Origin of the sequence: Paraburkholderia sp. CNPSo 3281, from assembly GCF_024206515.1 — a bacterium.
In the GTDB taxonomy this organism is placed as follows: domain Bacteria; phylum Pseudomonadota; class Gammaproteobacteria; order Burkholderiales; family Burkholderiaceae; genus Paraburkholderia; species Paraburkholderia nodosa.
Genome location: NZ_JAMBPS010000001.1, coordinates 139,383 through 156,930, shown reverse-complemented (window position 1 = coordinate 156,930; position 17,548 = coordinate 139,383). Strand labels below are relative to the sequence as shown.

Here is a 17,548-nt window from a genome sequence, read left to right as displayed (position 1 = left end):
CAGTGTTCATCATTACAATTAGTTATAGATTTGACATTCTATAGTATTGACGATCTATAACAGGCTGCTAGAATCCGTCCACATTGGTTGCAGGGTTTGAAATTTTTAACCACCTTCCCGGCCCTTCAGACGCAACGCGTCGCCGTTTTGCCGAACCCCTGCACGGCTTGCATACGGTCTAGATTGGTTGTCCTCGTCAGCGCCCCTTCGCGCTGGCTTTTCGCGTGAGAACTCCCGGCGCGCGCACATTGCGTGCCTGGTTGCCCAAAAGGAGTTCCACCCACGGCGAACTTGCCGTTTTCCCGACATCGCTGCCGCACCAGCCAGGGCGCGCGATGTCTTGATCCTGCGATTGGCCGTCTGCCTCGTGCCGACCCCTGAGCCGGATCATGCAACATGGGGAGATCTGTAGATGAATACCTGGTTATCGTGGTGGCGCGCCGACGAGCGTGTAGCGCTTGGCCTGCGAGCGCTGCTGCGTCGTGGCACGCGTCTTAGCCATCACCTGTTCAGCATTGTTGGTGGTTGTGCCGTTGTGCTCGCGGTTGCCCTCTGGCTGCTGCCCACGTGGCGCGGCACGCTGGCCGCGCGGGTGATGCCGTTCGTCTCGGCGGCGGTCCAGGCCGGCCCGGCCCGTCTGCTGCAAGGCAACCCGCTGCCCTCGTTCGCGCCCCCCGGCGTGACGAACAACGACGACAACGCCGACGGCGCAATGCTGCCTACGGCACTCGCGCCCGATGCCGGTGCGGCCGGGCCTGTCGGCGCCACGGGCATTTCGCCCACGGGCTCCAACGGCACAGTCGCGAAGGTCGCGACCTCGGTGTCGAACGGCGGCATCGCCACGCTCGACGCCGTGACGCTCAACGGCCTCGATCCGCGTGCGCTGCCGACCAGCGTCGGTTCGCTCGCGCGCATGATTCCGCCCCAGCGCATCACGCCCGACGCGCGCGACGACCGCGTGCTCGTTTCGGCGCGTGAGCAAGCGCTCGTCGCCACCTATCTGGCGCGCCGCTACCGTGTGGCGCAGGAACCGGTCGGCGAACTCGTGAAAGCGGCGTTCGACACCGGTCGTGAAGTGGGGCTCGATCCCCTGTTGCTGCTCTCCGTGATGGCGATCGAATCGGGCTTCAACCCATACGCCGAAAGCGGCGTGGGCGCACAGGGCCTCATGCAGGTCATGTCGAAGGTGCACTCGGACAAGTTCCAGTACTTCGGCGGCCAGCGCGCGGCGCTCGATCCGCTCGCGAACATCAAGGTCGGCGCGCTGGTGCTCAAGGATTGCATCGCGCGCGGCGGTTCGCTGCCGGGCGGCCTGCGTCTCTACGTTGGGTCGACCTCGCCCGACGACGGCGGCTACGGCGCCAAGGTGATGGCCGAACGCGGGCGTCTGCGCGACGTCGCACGCGGCCGCAACGTGCCGATCAACGCGCCGCAGGCGCCCGTCACCACCACGGCCAGCACGTCTGCGCTGCAGAAGGTGGCGAGCGTCAACGGCGAGAAGCGCGTGCACGTGACGCTCGACAACGCCCACGCGATCGTCGAGAAGTCGTCGTCCGCGGGCGGTTCCGATCAGGACGACGCCAGCACCAGCACGACGGCCCAGAAGCACGCTTCGTCCGAGCTGGGCGCTTGAGTTCTGGCTGAAAGACCGGACGAAACGAAAAAGGCACCCTCGGGTGCCTTTTTCTATTTCTCGAGCACGGCGGATCAGTGTCCGAAGAACGTATGCAGCCGCTCGACCGCTTCCTCCAGGCGCTCGTACGCCGTGGCATACGAGAGCCGCACGTACTGGTGCGGCGCGGCGACGCCGAAGTCCATGCCGGGCACCATCACCGTGCCCGCGTCGTGCAGCATCGCGCGGGTGAGCGCGTCGCTGTCGCCGGCGGCGGGGTGCGCGACGTTCGAACAGTCGGCGTAGACGTAGAACGCGCCGTCGGGCATCACGGGCACCGTGAAGCCGAGCGACACGAGCGCCGGCGCGATGAAGTCGCGGCGGCGCTTGAATTCGAGCCGGCGCCCTTCGTAGAGCTTCAGCGTGTCCGGCTCGAAGCACGCGAGCGCGGCATGCTGCGCGAGCGCCGACGCGCAGATGAACAGGTTCTGCGCGAGTTTTTCGAATGCGTCGACCAGCGAGGGCGGTACCACGAGCCAGCCCAGACGCCAGCCAGTCATGTTGAAGTACTTCGAGAAGCTGTTGACGGTCACCACGTCGTCGCCGAACGACAGCGCGGAGACGGGCGGCGTGTCGTACGACAGGCCTTGATAGATTTCGTCGACGATTGTGAAGCCGCCGCGCGCACGCACGCTCTGCACGATGCGCTTGAGTTCGTCGGGCTCGATCGAGGTGCCGGTGGGGTTCGACGGCGAGGCGAGCAGCACGCCGCGCGTGCGCGGCGACCACAGGCGCTCGACATCGGCGGCGGTGAGCTGGAAGCGCGCTTCCGGGCCGCTCGGCACGAGCACCGGCTTGCCTTCCGCGGCGGCCACGAAGTGGCGGTTGCACGGATAGCTGGGGTCGGGCATCAGCACTTCGTCGTCGCGGTCGACGAGCGCGGTACAGGCGAGCAGGAGCGCCGCCGAGGCGCCGGCCGTCACGACGATGCGCGCGGGGTCGACCGTGAGGCCGTACGCGTGCTGGTAGTGCGCGGCGATCGCCTCGCGCAGCGCGTGGATGCCGAGCGCGCTCGTGTATTGGGTGACGCCGCGGCGCAGCGCGGCGGCGGCCGCCTCGACGACGGGCTCGGGCGCCGTGAAGTCCGGCTCGCCAATGCCCATGTGGATGATGTCGCGTCCAGCGCGCTCGAGCTTCGCGGCTTCCTTCGCCAGTTCCATGACGTAGAAAGGCTGGATCTCGTCGACGCGCGCGGCTAGCCGCAGCAGCGGTTCGGCAACGGTGTTCATGCGGGTCTTTCCAGTACTGACAGATCACGCGGCGCGCGGGGCCGGGCGCTCAGGCGCACCCGCTTGCCCCGGCGGCTCGCGTTCTTACGACTTGCGGGCGTTTTGCGCTTCGGTGGCGCGCAGTTGCGCCGCGAGCTTGTCGAGCACGCCGTTCACGTACTTGTAGCCGTCCGAGCCGCCGAAGGTCTTCGTGAGCTCGACCGCCTCGTTGATCACGACGCGGTACGGAATGTCGACGTGATGCTTGAACTCGTAGGTCGCGACGAGCAGCACCGCGCGTTCGACGGGCGAAAGCTGCTCGATCGGACGGTCGAGGCACGGCGTGATGGAGGCGGACAGTTCGTCCGACTCTCGGATGACGCCGTGCAGGATCGCGTCCAGATGCTCGTGATCGGCCTTGTCGTAGCCCTGCGAACCGCGCAGCTGCGCGTCGATCTCGCCGGCGGGCACACCCGACAGCAGCCACTGATACAACCCCTGCGTGGCCAGTTCGCGGGAGCGGCGGCGCGCGCTCTTCATTGCTGTTCCTCTTCGTCTTCCTCGTCTTCTTCGTCGTCGTCATCGCCGCCGTCGAGCTGCTCCAACGCCACCGTCAGGTTCGCCATTTCCACGGCGACACGCGCGGCGTCACGACCCTTCTCGGTCATGCGGGCCACGGCCTGCTCGTCGTTCTCGGTGGTGAGCACGGCGTTCGCGATGGGCACGTTGAAGTCGAGCGAGACGCGCGAGATGCCCGCGCCGCTTTCGTTGGAGACGAGCTCGAAGTGGTACGTTTCGCCGCGCACGACCGCGCCGAGCGCGATCAGGGCGTCGAACTGACCGCTTTCGGCGAGCTTTTGCAGCGCCAGCGGGATTTCGAGTGCGCCCGGCACGGTGACGAGCAGCACGTCTTCGCCCGTCACGCCGAGGCGTTCGAGTTCTTCGATGCAGGCGTCGGCGAGGCCGTTGCAGACGGGTTCGTTAAAGCGCGACTGGACGATGCCGATGCGCAGTCCGTCGCCGTCGAGGTTCGGTTGGTATTGTCCGATTTCCATGTGTTGTCCGTAAGTTCGGTTGAGCGTGGTGACGCGTGAAAAGAGCGCGATGCGACTTCAGGCGCGCGACGAGGCAGGGTCAGCGGCATCCGGCGGGCAGGGCGCTTGCGCGTCCCCGCCGGGCATCGGCACGAAGCCGGTGACCTCGAGACCGTAGCCCGACATGCTGCCGAGGCGGCGCGGCTTCGAGAGCACCTGCATGCGGCCCACGCCGAGTTCGCGCAGGATCTGCGCGCCGATGCCGTAGGTCTTGAAGTCCACAGGCCGGCGGGCGAGGGCCTCCGCGCGTTCTTTCTGGTCGAACGCCTTGAAGACGTCGATCAGGTGTTCCTTGGGTTCGCCGCAGTTGAGCATGACGATCACGCCCACGTCGCGCGAGGCGATCTCGCGCATGGCGACGTCGAGCGTCCACGAGTGCGTGGACGAGCCCGTTTCGAGCAGATCCAGCACCGAGAGCGGCTCGTGCACGCGCACGGGCGTATCGACGCCGGGCTTCGGCGTGCCGCGCACGAGTGCGATGTGCGGCGTGCGCGTGGGCTGGTCGACATACATGATCGCGCGGAACGGGCCGTGGGCGGTTTGCATGGTGCGCTCGGCCACGCGCTCGACGATTGATTCGGTGCGGCTGCGGTAGTGGATCAGGTCGGCGATGGTGCCGACCTTCAGGCCATGCTCCTGCGCGAACTCCATGAGGTCGGGCAGGCGCGCCATCGTGCCGTCGTCCTTGATGACCTCGCAGATCACCGAGGCCGGCGTGAGGCCGGCAAGCGCCGTGAAGTCGCAGCCCGCTTCGGTGTGGCCCGCGCGCACGAGCACGCCGCCTGGCTGCGCCATGATCGGGAACACGTGGCCGGGCTGCACGATGTGCTCGGCGCGCGCGTCGTGCGCGACGGCCGCCTGGATCGTGCGGGCGCGGTCGGCGGCGGAAATGCCGGTCGTGACGCCTTCGGCGGCCTCGATGCTGACCGTGAACGCCGTGCCGTACTGCGTGCCGTTGCGGTAGGTCATGAGCGGCAGGTTGAGCAGCTTGCAGCGCTCCTGGGTGAGCGTGAGGCAGATCAGCCCGCGGCCGTACTTCGCCATGAAGTTGATGGCTTCAGGCGTGACGAACTCCGCAGCGATGACGAGGTCGCCCTCGTTTTCCCGGTCTTCTTCGTCGACGAGGATGACCATCTTGCCGGCTTTGAGCTCGGCGATGATCTCAGGGGTGGAGGCGAGCGTCATGTTGGGATTCTGGCTGGAAAGGCCACATTTTACGCCACGCGAGCGGGCGCGTCGCCCAGAACGCGGGAAGGCGCGAATCCCGTCTGTTTCACGCTAGTAACGCTATACGTTATTAACGTGAAACGTTACTATTCGTGCTTCATTTCGCGGGCGGCGAGGCGTCGAAAGCATGCATCGCGGACCCACACCGAGGAGCAAAACCATGGCGCGTGAAGCACCGCTGGCCACACCGGGCGAAATTCTGCACGAAGCGTGGCTCAAGCCCATGGGCATGAGCCAGTACGCGCTCGCCAGGGCGATTGGCGTGCCGCCGCGCCGCATCAACGAGATCGTGCTCGGCAAGCGCGCCATCACCGCGGACACGGCAGTGCGTCTCGCGGTTTATTTCGGCACCGACGCGCGCAGCTGGATGCAGTTGCAGGCCCACTACGACACCGAAATCGCGCGCGAGGCGCTGGCCGAAGTGCTCGCGCGCATCATGCCGCACGCGCGCGCGACGCCCGCCTGAGCCGGCTTGCGGCGGGAGGCGCGAGCGCGAAGCGGCGAGGCGTCAGCGCAGGATCACGTCGTCGGCGAGTCCTTTCGTCAGTTCCAGCGCCTGGCGCTCGAACAGGCGCCGGTACAGGCCGTTTTCGCGGCGCACGAGCGCGTCGTGCGTGCCTTCCTCCGCCACGCGTCCGCGCTCGAGCACCAGCAGCCGGTCGAGCGCGCGCACGGTCGAGAGCCGGTGCGCGACGACCACGGTCGTGCGGCCCTCCATGAGCCGCTCCATGGCCTGCTGGATCAGCACTTCGCTTTCACTGTCGAGGCTCGAGGTCGCTTCGTCGAAGATCAGGATCGGCGCATTCGCGAGGAACGCGCGCGCGATCGCCACGCGCTGGCGCTCGCCCACCAGCGTGTCGTAGCCGTGCGGCAGCGCCGTGATGAAGTCGTGCGCGCTCGCAAGCTTCGCCGCGCGCTCGATCTCGGCGTGGGTGGCGCCGGGCCGCGCGTAAGCGATGTTCTCGGCAAGCGAGCGGTGGAACAGCACCGGCTCCTGCTGCACGATGGCGATCTGCGAGCGCAGCGACGCCTGCTGCACGCGCGCAATGTCCTGGCCGTCGATCGTGATGCGTCCGCCGGACAGGTCGTAAAGGCGCTGGATCAGCTTGATCAGCGTGGTCTTGCCGGAGCCCGAATGGCCGACGAGGCCCACGCGCTCGCCCGGCGCGATACGCAGCGTGAGGTTCTCGTAGAGCGCCCTGCCTTCCGCGTGGTCGCCATAGCGGAACGTCATGTTCTCGAAGCGGATATCGCCCTGATCGATCACGATGGGCGGCGCATCACGCTGATCCTCGATGCCGAGCGGCGCCGCGTCGAGCGCGACGAGCTCTTCCATGTCGTTGACCGAGCGCTGCAGGTTGCGCACGTGCATGCCCACATCGCGCAGGTACCCCTTGAGCAGGAAGAACAGCGTGAGCGCGAACGTGATGTCGCCCACGCTTGCGAGACCGCGCGCCCAAAGCAGCAGCGCCGCACCGAGGATGGCCGCCTGCATGCCCACGAGCAGCGCACCCTGCACGCCGCCGTTGAGCGTGCCGCGCTGCCACGTGCGCCGCGTGCGGCTGCTCCACTTCGTGACGACGCGCGCGAGCCGCGCTTCTTCGCGCGTTTCCGCGCCGAACGCCTTGACGACGGCGTTGCACGAAATGGCGTCGGCGAGTGCGCCGCCCATCTTCGTATCCCACTGGTTCGCGAGCCGGGCCGAGGGCGCGACGTAAAAGAGCGAGAGCGAGACCGTGATCGCCAGATACACCGCCGAGCCGATGCCGACCACGAGGCCCATCACATGCCACTGCACGGCGAGCAGGATGGTCGAGCCGACCAGCATGACGAGCGACGGGAACAGGGCGACGAGCAGCGTGTCGTTGAGCAGGTCGAGCGCCCACATGCCGCGCGTGACCTTGCGCACCGTGGAGCCGGCGAAGCTGTTCGCGTGCCAGTCCGTCGAGAAGCGCTGCACGCGGTGAAAGGCTTGCGTGGCAATCTCGCTCATCATGCGCAGCGTCAGCGTGATGATGTTGCGGTACGCGGCCTGGCGCATGATCGTGCCGCCGAGCCCGAGCGCCGTGAGCGCCCAGAACGCGACGATCGCCGCATGCCAGGCGGCGCTGCTGGCTGCGCCGTCGTGCGTGAGGGCATCGACGAGCTGGCCCGCGTAGTGGGGCGTGAGCACGTCGGCGAGCGCGCCGAGGAGCGAGGCGAGCGCAACGGCCGTGACGCGCGCCGGTTGGCGCGCCCAGTGCCGGAAGGTGAAGCCGAGGACCTTGCGGAAGGTTTGTCCCCCCGATTCGGGTTTTGTATTTTGCTCTGTCATGGACAGCATGCTCCGGACGTGATGCCCGAAGACTCTCCTGAAGGAAGCGTGAAGCGTTAAGACGGAAAACGGGATTCGCCCGCCCGGGCATCGGTTGCCGGACGGCCTGACCTCGAATTCGCTGAATACGGCGCGGCGTCTGAAAACATGCCGCGCGGGACGCGCTATGGCAGCGCTGGAAGCGGGAAGGTTGCGTGACGCGACGCAACGTGCAATGTCACCCGGACCATCGGCATGGCGGCGCTCGTGTCAATCGTTGCCAACTGTGCCTCCTGGTTCGATTCGGGTGATGGGAACGCGGCACGCCGTGCGGCGAGCGCGTAAGGCTAGATTCTATCAGCGCCCCGGCGCGCGTGCTTGCGCGCGTCCGGGGCAGGCCTGGCGCCGGCCCGGCGGCTTTTAGTCTTGCGCGGCCGAATTGGCTGCCTTTTCCGCCGAAAGCATCCGTTCGACATAGCGCGCAATCAGATCGATCTCGAGATTCACCTTCGTGCCGGCCTGAAGATGCTTGAGCGTGGTGACTTCCACGGTGTGGGGAATCAGGTTGATCGAGAATTCGCAGCCTTCCGCGCGATCGTCGACTGAGTTGACCGTGAGGCTCACGCCGTTCACGGTGATCGAGCCCTTGTAGGCGAGATAGCGGCCGATTTCCGCCGGCGCGAGAACGCGCAGTTCGTGCGACTCGCCCACGGGCGCGAAGCGCGTGACGGTGCCGAGGCCGTCCACGTGACCCGAGACGATGTGGCCGCCGAGGCGGTTGTTCGCGCGCAGCGCCTTTTCGAGGTTCACTTCGCCCGTCGCCGCGAGGCCCACGGTGCGGTTCAGGCTTTCGCGCGAAACATCGACGTCGAAGCCCGTCGCCGACTTCTCGATGACGGTCATGCACGCGCCCTGGATCGCGATGCTGTCGCCGAGCTGCACGTCGTCGAGGCCGAGGCTGCCTGCGTTGACGGCAAGGCGCACGCCTGCGTCGGCATCCGTGCCGAGCGGTTTGATCGATTCGATGCGGCCCACTGCCGCGACGATTCCGGTAAACATCGTGCTGTTCCTTGTGTTCAGTGCATCAGTGAGGGTCAGGCGTCTTGCGTCGTGACGACGCGCGCAAGAATGCGCAGGTCGCTACCGAGACGATCGACGGAATGAAAGGCGAGGCGCGTGCGCTCGTCGAGCGTCGCGGGCGCAGCGATGTCGATCATGCCGAGCGCGTTCGTGCCGAGCAGCGACGGCGCCACGTACACGAGCAGTTCGTCCACGCAGCCTTCGCGCAGGAGCGAACCGTTGAGCTTGTAGCCCGCTTCCACGTGCAGTTCGTTCACGCCGCGCGCGGCGAGCTCCGTGAGCATGGCCGGCAGATCGACCTTGCCTTGCTCGTTGCCAAGCGCGACGATTTCGGCGCCGCGCACGCGCAGCGCTTCGGCGCGTTCCTCGTTGCTCGCGTCGAGCGCCGCGCAGAACACGAGCGTGGGCGCGCCCACGAAAATCTGCGCAAGCGGCGAGGCGTCGAGCCGGCTGTCGATCAGCACGCGTTTGGGCTGGCGCGGGGTGTCGACGGCGCGCACGGTCATGCGCGGGTCGTCTTCCTTCACCGTGCCGATACCCGTGAGGATGGCCGAGGCGCGCGCGCGCCAGGCGTGGCCGTCGGCGCGCGCGGCTTCACCCGTGATCCATTGGCTTTCGCCCGAGGGCAGGCCGGTGCGGCCGTCGAGCGATGCGGCCACCTTCATGCGCACCCACGGACGCTTGCGCGTCATGCGCGAAACGAAGCCGATGTTCAGTTCGCGCGCCTCGTTGGCGAGCAGTCCGCAACGCACGTCGATGCCCGCGTCGCGCAAGATCGAAAGCCCGCGCCCCGACACGAGCGGGTTCGGGTCTTCCATCGCCGCAATCACGCGCGCGACCTTCGCTTCGATCAGCGCGTTCGCGCAGGGCGGCGTGCGCCCGAAGTGGCTGCACGGCTCGAGCGTCACATACGCCGTCGCGCCGCGCAGGTCGTGCCCGCGCGCGCGGGCGTCCTTCATCGCCTGGATTTCGGCGTGATCCTGGCCGGCCGGCTGCGTGAAGCCCTCGCCGATCACCACGCCGTCCTTCACCAGCACGCAGCCGACGCGCGGGTTCGGGTCGGTCGTGTACAGGCCGCGGTGCGCGAGCGCGAGCGCACGCTCCATGTGGACGAAATCGGATTGCGAAAACATCGTCGGGCTTTCTCCCGGGCGGCGGTCAGATGGGGGCCGGCGAGGCGCGCGCCGCGCCCGCGGTCGTTGGCGTGATGTGTTATTGCGTGACGTTTTCAGCCGCGGCTTGCGCTGCGAACGCGCTGCGCGCCGCGGCGACGGTCTCGTCGAGGATCGCGTCGTCGTGGGCGCTCGACACGAAACCGGCCTCGTAGGCCGAAGGCGCGAAGTAGACGCCCGCGTCCAGCATGCGGTGGAAGAAGCGGTTGAAGCGCACGATGTCGCTCTTCGTGACCTCGGCAAAGCTGCCCGGCACCTTGTCCGCGAAATAGAGGCCGAACATGCCGCCCACCGAATCCGCCACGAACGGCACCTTCGTTTCGCGTGCCGCCGCCGACAGCCCCTTCGCGAGACGTTCGGTCTTCGCGGTGAGCTGTTCGTAGAAGCCGGGCGCCTGAATGAGCTGCAGCGTCTTCAGGCCCGCCGCGACCGCGATCGGGTTGCCCGAGAGCGTACCCGCCTGGTACACCGAGCCGTTGGGCGCGAGGTGATCCATGATCTCGCGACGGCCGCCGAACGCCGCCGCCGGCATGCCGCCGCCGATCACCTTGCCGAGGCACACCATGTCGGCCTCGACGCCGTAGAGCGCCTGCGCGCCGCGCAGGCCGACGCGGAAACCGCACATCACTTCGTCGAAGATCAGCACGCTGCCGTGCTTCGCCGTGAGGCTGCGCAGTGCGCCGATGAACTCGGGCGTGGCCTTCACGAGGTTCATGTTGCCCGCGACCGGTTCGACGATCACGGCGGCGATCTCGTCGCCGAACGCCTTGAACGCTTCTTCGAGCGCCGCGACGTTGTTGTATTCGAGCACGGTGGTGTGCTTCGCGATGTCCACCGGCACGCCCGCCGACGTCGGGTTGCCGAACGTGAGCAGGCCCGAGCCGGCCTTCACGAGCAGGCTGTCGGCGTGGCCGTGGTAGCAGCCTTCGAACTTCACGATGCGGTCGCGCTTCGTGAAGCCGCGCGCGAGACGCAGCGCGCTCATCGTGGCCTCGGTGCCGCTCGACACCATGCGCACCTGCTCCATCGACGGGACGATCTTGCAGATTTCCTCGGCGATCTCGATCTCGGCCTCGGTGGGCGCGCCAAACGAGAAGCCATTCGCGAGCACGCGCTGCACGGCTTCGAGCACTTCCGGATGCACGTGGCCGACGATCATCGGGCCCCACGAGCCGATGTAGTCGATATAGCGCTTGCCTTCGGCGTCCCAGAAGTACGGCCCCTGCGCGCGCTCGACGAAGCGCGGCGTGCCGCCGACCGAACGGAACGCGCGCACGGGCGAATTCACGCCGCCCGGGATGGTGCGCTGGGCGCGTTCGAAGAGGGCTTCGTTGCGGTTCTGCGTGCTGGACTGGGTGTTGGACATGAGTGCTGGACCTGCGAAAGTGGTGTGGCGCGCGGCGCTGACGGCGGGGCCGGCGTACGGACCCATGGGGCGCCGCAGGGGCGCGGGCGATGGGGCTGTTCTCTCGAAATTGTACCGGAGTCACGCGGATCGGGCCGGCGCCCCCGGCTGGCGTGGGCTTGCGCCGCGCGGGCCGATTCAGCTCGCCTCCTGCCTGCGTTTGCGGGCTGGCGGCGTGAGTTGCGGCGCCGTGTCGCGCAGGTCGATTTGCATGGCCGCGAGCCGCCGCCCGTTCAACTCCGCCCAGGCCCATGCCGGCGCCGGCCCAGGTTGGGCGAAAGCGGACAGCCTGGCGCAATGCCGCGACGATGCCGCATGCGGGGCGGCGGATGGCGGGCAAAGGGCGTCAGGTACAATTCGGCGGCACCGCGTTGCTGTTTTTGTCCGCTTTCGTCCGCTCCTGCAGCGCGGATGAATCGGCCCATGACATCGAGACCGCGCGAGCCGCGCGTGTTTCGCCGCCACACACACCACATGTCCCATTCCCCGCGCCGCCGGCCCGATGGCCGGCTGATCCTGTTGCTGGGCGCACTCGCCGCCTGTGGCCCGCTCGCCACGGACATGTATCTGCCGAGCCTGCCCGCCATCGCGCAGTCGTTCGGCGTGAGCGCCGCCGCTGCGGCCTCGACGCTCACGAGCTTCATGGCCGGCTTTTCGATTGGCATGCTGCTCTACGGCCCGGTTTCCGACGCGTATGGCCGCCGCCCCGTGCTGCTCGGCGGCATCGCGCTCTTTACGCTGGCGAGCATTGCCTGCTGGCTCTCGTTTTCGGTGGGCGAACTCGTGATCGTGCGCTTTCTGCAGGCGCTCGGCGCGGGCGCTGCCTCGGTGCTCTCGCGGGCCATCGCGCGCGACGCCCACGAGCCTTCCGATGCCGCCAAAGTCCTCTCGATGGTCGCGATCGTCACGGCGATCGGGCCGCTGCTCGCACCGCTGATTGGCGGACAGTTGCTGCTGATCGGCGGCTGGCGCGTGGTGTTCGTCGTGCTCACGCTGTTCGGCCTCGCGTGCGCCGTGGCGGCTTACCTGCGCGTACCCGAGACCTGGCCGCCGGAAAAGCGCGAAAGCGCGGCCGTGCTGCGCTCGTTCGCGGCTTATGGGCGCTTGCTGCGCGATCCGCTCGTCTGGGGGCACATGCTCTGCGGCGGCATGGCGTTCGCCGCGATGTTCACCTACATCTCGGCCACGCCGTTCGTCTATATCGAGTACTTCCACGTTTCGCCGCAGCACTACGGGTTCTTCTTCGGCGCGAACGTGTTCGGCATCATGCTAGGCAACTTCCTCAACACGCGCTTCATCGGCCGTCTCGGCACCCTTCGCATGGTGTCGATCGCTTCGGGCGTGAGCGTCGTCGCGTCGCTCTTCGTCGCGCTCATGTGCGTGACGGGCTGGGGCGGCCTGTGGTCGATCGTGTTCGGCCTCTTCTTCGTGGTGAGCGTGGTCGGGCTGCTCGGCGCGAACTGCGCGACCGATCTCATGTACCGCTATCCGAGGAACGCGGGCGCGGCGGCGGCGGTATTCGGCGCGACGCAGCTCGGTCTCGGCGCGCTCGCGAGCGCCGTGGTCGGCTGGTTCCCGGGTATCTCGCCATTCGGCATGGGCGTGACGATCGGCGTGTGCGGCTTGCTGACGTGGGTGGGGCGCGCGCTCGTCGTGAAGTGGCACGGCACGCCGGCGCCAGGCGCGGCGCAAGCGGCAACGCCGTGAGCCGTACGTTGGTACGTCGCGCGAAATAAAAATGGGACGCCGAGGCGTCCCATTTTTTTCGCCGCACGAATGAGCAGACTTCAGTCGCGCGCAGTGGGCGATGCGCCGTGGCTCAGCCAGTCGAGCACGGCCGATGCGTCGTCGTCGGCATGCTCGCGCGCCTTTTCGACGGCGTTGCCCAGGTCCGCATCGGGCGAAGCACGGCGAATCGCGACGCCCACCGCGAGGATGTCGATCATCAGCAGATGCAGAATGCGCGAGATCATCGAAAGCTGCGATTCGCGCATCTCGATGTGATCGGTTTCAAGCGCCACGGTCGCGCGCTTGGCGAGCGGCGTGTTGCTCGAAGTGATCGCGATCACCTTCGCGCCCGCTTGCATGGCAACTTCGAGCACACGCAGCAGTTCCGGCGCGCGGCCCGACTTCGAGACGGCCACGATCACGTCGCCCTTGCCGAGCAGTGCGGCGGAAGCGGCCTGCATGTACAGGTCGCCATAGGCGATGGTCGGGATGCCGAAGCGGAAGAACTTGTAGTGCGCGTCCTGCGCGACGATGTGCGAGTTGCCGAGGCCATAGAACTCGATGCGGCGCGCGCCGTTGAGCAGCGTGATCGCATTCTCGACTTGCTCGAAGTTCAGGTGCTCGCGCAGTTGCAGGATGGCCGAGACGGTGTTGTCGAGCACCTTCGCGCCGAAGTCGGTGGCGGTGTCGCCCAGATGCACCTGGCTGTGGCTCACCGGAATCGTGCCGGTGAGGCCCGTGGCGAGCTTGAGCTTGAAGTCCGAGAGGCCCTGGCAGCCAAGCGAGCGGCAGAAGCGGATGACCGTAGGCTGGCTCACGTCGGCCTTGCGCGCGATATCGACGATCGGATCGTTGATGATCGAGCGCGGATGGTTGAGCGCGAGGTCGGCCACGCGGCGCTCGGCGGGCGTAAGCGCGTCGCGCATCTGGCGAATGCGTTCGAACACGGCCGACGAGCCGCCACCCGCGCGATTCGACAACTGCTCCGCGAGAATGGCCGAAACGCCGAGGAACGCCGGATACTCGGCCGTGATCACGTAGGTGGGCACGTTCGCGAGATAGGTGTCGAAACGGCCCTTCGCCTCGAAGCGCTGGCGGAACGACGAGCGCGTGAAGAGGTCGCCCAGGCGCGGCACCACGCCGCCGCCGATATAGATGCCGCCGAGCGAGCCGAGCGTCATCGCGATGTTGCCCGCGAAGCTGCCGAGAATGCCGCAGAAGCATTCGACGGTCTCGAGCGCGAGCGCTTCGCCGTCATGCGCGCGCTGCACGACTTCGGCCGTGCCGAGATCGGCGGGCAGCTTCTTCTTGTCGCGTGCGGCGAGCGCACGGTAGATGAGCTCGAGGCCGGGCCCCGCGCACACGCGCTCGAACGACACATGCGGCCACTTCTTGCGCGCGAACTGCAGCACGATGTCTTCGCGCTCGTCCTGCGGCGAGAAGCTTGCGTGGCCGCCTTCGCTGCCGAGCGCGATCCAGCGGTCGTCGGCGGGAATGAGGCCAGAGACGCCGAGACCCGTGCCCGGCCCGAGCAGGCCGATCACGCTGTTCTGGCGGCGCTGGCCGCCGCCTACCTGCACGCGCTGCGAGTCGGTCAGGCCGGGTAGCGCCATGGCGAGCGCGGTGAAATCGTTGACGACCAGCAGCGTGTCGAAGCCGAGCGCGCGGCGCGTGGCTTCGATCGAGAAGGTCCAGTCGTGATTGGTCATGCGCACCTGGTCGCCGTCGACCGGATTCGCAATGGCGATGGCCGCATGATTCACGCGGCCGATCTTGTTGTCCTTCAGGTATTGCTGGATCACTTCCGCGACGCCGGGATACTGCGCGCACGGATACACGCGCACCTGGCCGATTTCGCCCGGACGTGTTTCCAGCGCGAAGCGCGCGTTGGTTCCGCCGATGTCGGCGAGCAGCCTCGGACCGTCGGCGTGCTGGCCTGCGCCAGGGGCGGTTTTATTGGGCGCACCAGTAGACATCGAGTCTCACTCCCTTGTCGTTCGCCAGCTTCGAGATGGCGTTGTTTTGTTCGGCCGCGGCGGCCTGTTGCAGCACTTCGAGCTTGCGCTGTCCCGCGATCAGCAGGAACAGGCGATCGACCTGGCGCAGCGCCTGCATCGACCACGAGACGCGCGCGTGGGGCGCGGCCTGCGGATGCACGGCCACGAACGGGCGCGCCGTGGTGATGGCTTCGTGCCATTCGGGGGCGTCGGCGAAAATCGAGGCCGTGTGGCCGTCCTCGCCCATGCCGAGCACGGCGACGTTCGGCAGCTTGCGGGCCGGGTCGGCGTTGAGCGCGGCGACATGCGCGTCGAGATCTTGTGCCACGTCGACGAGCGGCAGGAAGTGCGCGCTGGCCGCTTCGTGCGTGAGCAGCGTCTCGCGCGCGAGGCGCGCGTTGCTCGCGGAGTCGGTGTCCGGTACCCACCGGTCGTCGACGAGCGTGACGTCGATGTGCGCCCAGTCGAAACGGTGCGTCGAAAGGGCCTCGAGGAAGGGGCGCGGGCTCGTGCCGCCGGAGACGGCAAGCGTTGCACGGCGCACGGCAGTACCGGGCGCCGCTTGCTGAGCGGCGAGCGACGCATGTAGCGCGTCGCCCACGGCTCGCGCCAGCGCGTCGGATTGGACGCGCGGGTCGTCGAATACGTGAAGCTCGATCACTTCTCCTCCATGCTGCTTTTTTGTAGGTCTACGGGGTAGTTCATCTGTCCGGTCCGGCGTGGCGCTCGCTGTGCGCGCCGCCATGCAATCCCATCAATTCTCTTCTTCGAGCCAGCAGGTGTCGTGCTGTGCAAGCATCGCGCTCGCCGCCGCCGGTCCCCATGTGCCGGCCGCGTACGGCTTGGGCGCGCGCGGCGTTGCCGCCCACTCGTTGAGGATCGGCTCGACCCACGTCCACGCCGCTTCCTGCTCGTCGCGGCGCACGAACAGCGCGAGGCGCCCGTTGATCACGTCGAGCAGCAGGCGCTGGTAAGCCTCCATCTGGCCTTCGCGGAAGAACTGGTCGAACGCGAGATCCAGATGCACGCTCGCGAGATTCATGCCTTCGCCGGGCTGCTTCGCGAGGCAGTAAAGGCGGATGTTCTCGTTCGGCTGCAGGCGGATCACGAGGCGGTTCGCGCCGGGGCGCAGCGCCGGCGCGCCGAGCGCCGAATGCGGCACCGGACGGAAGTTCACGACGATCTCGGCCACGCGGTCGGCAAGACGCTTGCCGGTTCGCAGGAAGAAGGGCACGCCCGCCCAGCGCCAGTTCTCGATTTCCACCTTCAGCGCGACGAAGGTTTCCGTGTGGCTCTCGGGCTTCACGCCATGCTCGGTCGCATAGCCCGGCACCGCCTGGCCGCGGATCACGCCCGCGTGATACTGCCCGCGCACGGCGACCTTGCTGATGTCGAGCGGGTTGATCGGCTTGAGCGCGCGCAGCACGCGAAGCTTTTCGTCGCGCACCGAATCCGAATCCATCGAATGCGGCGGCTCCATGGCGACGATCGAGAGCAACTGCAACAGATGATTTTGCACCATGTCGCGCAGCGCGCCCGTGTTGTCATAAAAGTCGCCGCGCGCTTCGACGCCCAGTTCTTCCGCAATCGTGATCTGGATGCTCTCGACCCATTCGCGGCGCCACAGCGGCTCGAAGAGCGCATTGCCGAAACGCAGCGCGAGCAGGTTCTGCACCGGCTCCTTGCCGAGATAGTGATCGATCCGGTAGATCTGGCCTTCGGCGAAGATCTCGCCCACGGCGTCGTTGATTGCGTTGGACGACTTGAGGTCGTAGCCGAGCGGCTTTTCCAGCACGATGCGTGAGTTCTCGTTCAGACCGACGGCGGCAAGCGCGCGGCAGATCGGCACGAACAGCGACGGGCCCGTAGCCAGATAGAACACACGAATGCCGGGCAGCGACGCGATGCCGTCGCGCAGATGCGTGAAGTCTTCGGCGCGCGAGAGGTCAAGCTTCACGTAGACGATGCGCTCGAGGAAGCTGGCCCACGCGTTGTCCTCGAAGCCGCCGTTCTTCTTCACATGCGGCTTGACGTGCTCGTCGACCCATTGGATGTACGCTGCACGATCCTCTTCGTGGCGCGCGACGCCCACGATCTTGCCGGCCTGGGCGAGCATGCCTGAACGGTGCGCTTCATACAGGGCGGGGAGGATCTTGCGCATCGACAGGTCGCCGGTGGCGCCGAAGAGCACGAACGTGAAACCTGAATCGATCTGGGTTTGCATGAGTCTCAGTCAGAGTCCTGGGGGCCGCTGCAGGTTACAACGGGTGCCCGCCTGTGTGGGCGATCGGGCGGCCGTAGTCCGATAAAATTTTTTTTGACACTGAATTGTAGTTTAACTACAATCCAAATCAAGAGGTAACGTTCATTCGATGAAAAAAGCGTGAAACGCAGGCAGCAAGGCGGTTTGCGCGGTTTCGCGAGCGGACGGAATGCCCCCTCATGTTAACGGAGAACAACGCGGGACTCAGCCCGGCTTGCCAGTGAGCCGTGCGCCCGGTTCCCCGCCGTGCGGAGGCTTCAAGGCCGCGTGACGCAAGCGGCGCCTCGGCCGGCCAAGGTGGCCGGTGAAAATCAAAAGAGGAGACAGTCAAGTTGCATTCCGAACCACTCATCTCTTGAGCGTCCTGCGGCCGGTAACCGGCCCGCGGCCCGCGCGCATCTAATGAAAA

14 protein-coding genes are annotated in these 17,548 nt (G+C 67.1%); 3 read left to right on the top strand and 11 right to left on the bottom strand.

The features are described from left to right. Window positions 1–412: 412 nt before the first annotated feature. Window positions 413–1,633: a transglycosylase SLT domain-containing protein gene (locus tag M3I56_RS00730; RefSeq protein ID WP_254352055.1), complete on the top strand. Its 1,221-nt coding sequence runs from the start codon at window positions 413–415 to the stop codon at window positions 1,631–1,633. A gap of 74 nt (window positions 1,634–1,707) precedes the next feature. On the opposite strand, the gene M3I56_RS00725 is transcribed toward M3I56_RS00730, so the two are convergent. The 4 genes from M3I56_RS00725 to ribBA all read right to left on the bottom strand — a co-directional run bounded on the left by M3I56_RS00725 (window position 1,708) and on the right by ribBA (window position 5,159). Continuing rightward, on the bottom strand, window positions 1,708–2,901 hold the full coding sequence (locus tag M3I56_RS00725) for a pyridoxal phosphate-dependent aminotransferase (protein WP_254352054.1): 1,194 nt from the start codon (window positions 2,899–2,901) through the stop codon (window positions 1,708–1,710). A gap of 84 nt (window positions 2,902–2,985) precedes the next feature. Continuing rightward, window positions 2,986–3,420, bottom strand: coding sequence for a transcription antitermination factor NusB (nusB, locus tag M3I56_RS00720; protein WP_028205233.1), 435 nt, complete (start codon window positions 3,418–3,420; stop codon window positions 2,986–2,988). Further along, window positions 3,417–3,935 (bottom strand): 6,7-dimethyl-8-ribityllumazine synthase, encoded by a 519-nt coding sequence (ribH, locus tag M3I56_RS00715; RefSeq protein ID WP_028205232.1) that lies wholly within the window; start codon window positions 3,933–3,935, stop codon window positions 3,417–3,419. Before ribH ends, nusB begins: the two co-directional genes overlap by 4 nt. A gap of 57 nt (window positions 3,936–3,992) precedes the next feature. After that, on the bottom strand, window positions 3,993–5,159 hold the full coding sequence (gene ribBA, locus M3I56_RS00710; protein WP_254352053.1) for a bifunctional 3,4-dihydroxy-2-butanone-4-phosphate synthase/GTP cyclohydrolase II: 1,167 nt from the start codon (window positions 5,157–5,159) through the stop codon (window positions 3,993–3,995). Between the two features lie 202 nt (window positions 5,160–5,361). Here ribBA and M3I56_RS00705 point away from each other — a divergent pair, with 202 nt between their 5' ends. After that, window positions 5,362–5,667, top strand: a complete 306-nt coding sequence (locus M3I56_RS00705; RefSeq protein ID WP_254352052.1) for a HigA family addiction module antitoxin — start codon at window positions 5,362–5,364, stop codon at window positions 5,665–5,667. A 42-nt stretch (window positions 5,668–5,709) separates the two neighbouring features. Here M3I56_RS00705 and M3I56_RS00700 read toward each other — a convergent pair whose 3' ends face one another. The 4 genes from M3I56_RS00700 to hemL form a co-directional block, all read right to left on the bottom strand. After that, window positions 5,710–7,515: an ABC transporter ATP-binding protein gene (locus tag M3I56_RS00700; RefSeq protein WP_254352051.1), complete on the bottom strand. Its 1,806-nt coding sequence runs from the start codon at window positions 7,513–7,515 to the stop codon at window positions 5,710–5,712. Window positions 7,516–7,914: 399 nt separating this feature from the next. Further along, window positions 7,915–8,553, bottom strand: a complete 639-nt coding sequence (locus tag M3I56_RS00695; protein WP_254352050.1) for a riboflavin synthase — start codon at window positions 8,551–8,553, stop codon at window positions 7,915–7,917. Window positions 8,554–8,588: 35 nt separating this feature from the next. Next, entirely contained in the window at window positions 8,589–9,707 is a 1,119-nt protein-coding gene (gene ribD, locus M3I56_RS00690; RefSeq protein WP_254352049.1) for a bifunctional diaminohydroxyphosphoribosylaminopyrimidine deaminase/5-amino-6-(5-phosphoribosylamino)uracil reductase RibD, read from the bottom strand. Between the two features lie 79 nt (window positions 9,708–9,786). Continuing rightward, the gene (gene hemL / locus M3I56_RS00685; protein ID WP_254352048.1) at window positions 9,787–11,112 is read right to left on the bottom strand and encodes a glutamate-1-semialdehyde 2,1-aminomutase; all 1,326 of its coding nucleotides are present in this window, start codon (window positions 11,110–11,112) and stop codon (window positions 9,787–9,789) included. Between the two features lie 513 nt (window positions 11,113–11,625). Between hemL and M3I56_RS00680 the strand changes: the two genes are divergently transcribed. Further along, the gene (locus M3I56_RS00680) at window positions 11,626–12,858 is read left to right on the top strand and encodes a Bcr/CflA family multidrug efflux MFS transporter (RefSeq protein ID WP_254352337.1); all 1,233 of its coding nucleotides are present in this window, start codon (window positions 11,626–11,628) and stop codon (window positions 12,856–12,858) included. Window positions 12,859–12,938: 80 nt separating this feature from the next. On the opposite strand, the gene M3I56_RS00675 is transcribed toward M3I56_RS00680, so the two are convergent. The 3 genes from M3I56_RS00675 to zwf form a co-directional block, all read right to left on the bottom strand. Then, a complete protein-coding gene (locus tag M3I56_RS00675) occupies window positions 12,939–14,855 on the bottom strand; it encodes a bifunctional transcriptional regulator/glucokinase (RefSeq protein ID WP_254352047.1) in 1,917 nt (638 codons plus the stop codon). Then, the gene (pgl, locus tag M3I56_RS00670; RefSeq protein ID WP_254352046.1) at window positions 14,833–15,537 is read right to left on the bottom strand and encodes a 6-phosphogluconolactonase; all 705 of its coding nucleotides are present in this window, start codon (window positions 15,535–15,537) and stop codon (window positions 14,833–14,835) included. Before pgl ends, M3I56_RS00675 begins: the two co-directional genes overlap by 23 nt. Window positions 15,538–15,630: 93 nt before the next feature. Then, the gene (zwf, locus tag M3I56_RS00665; RefSeq protein WP_254352045.1) at window positions 15,631–17,100 is read right to left on the bottom strand and encodes a glucose-6-phosphate dehydrogenase; all 1,470 of its coding nucleotides are present in this window, start codon (window positions 17,098–17,100) and stop codon (window positions 15,631–15,633) included. Window positions 17,101–17,548: the final 448 nt, after the last annotated feature.

Coding starts and splice junctions, on each gene's coding strand:
- ribD (WP_254352049.1), bottom strand. CDS start 9,707: ATGTTTTCGCAATCCGATTTCGTCCACATGGAGCGTGCGCTCGCGCTC.
- nusB (WP_028205233.1), bottom strand. CDS start 3,420: ATGAAGAGCGCGCGCCGCCGCTCCCGCGAACTGGCCACGCAGGGGTTG.
- ribH (WP_028205232.1), bottom strand. CDS start 3,935: ATGGAAATCGGACAATACCAACCGAACCTCGACGGCGACGGACTGCGC.
- M3I56_RS00680 (WP_254352337.1), top strand. CDS start 11,626: ATGTCCCATTCCCCGCGCCGCCGGCCCGATGGCCGGCTGATCCTGTTG.
- ribBA (WP_254352053.1), bottom strand. CDS start 5,159: ATGACGCTCGCCTCCACCCCTGAGATCATCGCCGAGCTCAAAGCCGGC.
- M3I56_RS00705 (WP_254352052.1), top strand. CDS start 5,362: ATGGCGCGTGAAGCACCGCTGGCCACACCGGGCGAAATTCTGCACGAA.
- hemL (WP_254352048.1), bottom strand. CDS start 11,112: ATGTCCAACACCCAGTCCAGCACGCAGAACCGCAACGAAGCCCTCTTC.
- M3I56_RS00730 (WP_254352055.1), top strand. CDS start 413: ATGAATACCTGGTTATCGTGGTGGCGCGCCGACGAGCGTGTAGCGCTT.
- zwf (WP_254352045.1), bottom strand. CDS start 17,100: ATGCAAACCCAGATCGATTCAGGTTTCACGTTCGTGCTCTTCGGCGCC.
- M3I56_RS00695 (WP_254352050.1), bottom strand. CDS start 8,553: ATGTTTACCGGAATCGTCGCGGCAGTGGGCCGCATCGAATCGATCAAA.
- M3I56_RS00700 (WP_254352051.1), bottom strand. CDS start 7,515: ATGACAGAGCAAAATACAAAACCCGAATCGGGGGGACAAACCTTCCGC.
- M3I56_RS00675 (WP_254352047.1), bottom strand. CDS start 14,855: ATGTCTACTGGTGCGCCCAATAAAACCGCCCCTGGCGCAGGCCAGCAC.
- M3I56_RS00725 (WP_254352054.1), bottom strand. CDS start 2,901: ATGAACACCGTTGCCGAACCGCTGCTGCGGCTAGCCGCGCGCGTCGAC.